Below are 815 nucleotides of genomic sequence, written 5' to 3' on the forward strand. Positions count from 1 at the left end.
TTGTGGTTAAAAACATTGTACCGTAAAAGGGCTGTTACATGGCCTTTTATCTTTTACACAATTATATGGACTTTATCATTAACCATACTTTCAATTATTTCTTCACTATATTTATCAGTTAGACTTCTCTTTTTTAAGATATAATTATAATCAACAAAATCACTATCTAAATATTTTTTCATACAATCACTAGATAGATTTTCCCAGTATTTATATTCAAAAAATAATTCATGAAAAAATCTCATTATTCCTTTATATTCATCATCTACATTTAAAAACTCAATAAGCCATTCATCTGCATTCTTCTTATTTAATGATTTCCCAATAATCCTTTTTAATTTATTAACAAATTTTGGATGTTTATTTATAACATTTTGAATGATTTCCATTTCATATTTGTAGTTTAGCCTTTTTTCTATTTTATATATACAAATTATACTTAGAAGATTATCAATAGTTTCTATTTGTTGTATTTGTTTAAAAAGACTTTGTAATTCTTCAGGATCTTCAAAATACTTATGTATATCAATAGAAATTACTGTATCCAATTAAATACCTCCTTAAATTTAATAAAAGAATATCAAAATATAAACTGCAATAAATCTTTGATCATCGGCGAAACTGTCTCAACCAGGCCAATAATCTCTCCTACCTTAACTGATTTTTCAATCATCACCTTTCCTAAACTCTCTTTATATATAGGCTTAGTTGTATCTTCATCATCTATTATCTTTTTTTGATAAAGTCCATATAATTGTGTAAAAGATAAAAGGCCATGTAACAGCCCTTTTACGGTACAATGTTTTTAACCACAA

1 protein-coding gene is annotated in these 815 nt (G+C 25.2%); it reads right to left on the minus strand.

Translation table 11 applies throughout. From position 1 onward, the window contains the following. Positions 1-53: 53 nt before the first annotated feature. Positions 54-548 carry a hypothetical protein gene (locus DVW83_RS15125; RefSeq protein WP_161569467.1) on the minus strand — a complete coding sequence of 165 codons (495 nt, stop codon included), beginning with the start codon at positions 546-548 and terminating at the stop codon, positions 54-56. Positions 549-815 lie beyond the last annotated feature (267 nt).

Origin of the sequence: Enterococcus sp. VV15 (assembly GCF_005236045.1) — a bacterium.
In the GTDB taxonomy this organism is placed as follows: domain Bacteria; phylum Bacillota; class Bacilli; order Lactobacillales; family Enterococcaceae; genus Enterococcus_B; species Enterococcus_B durans.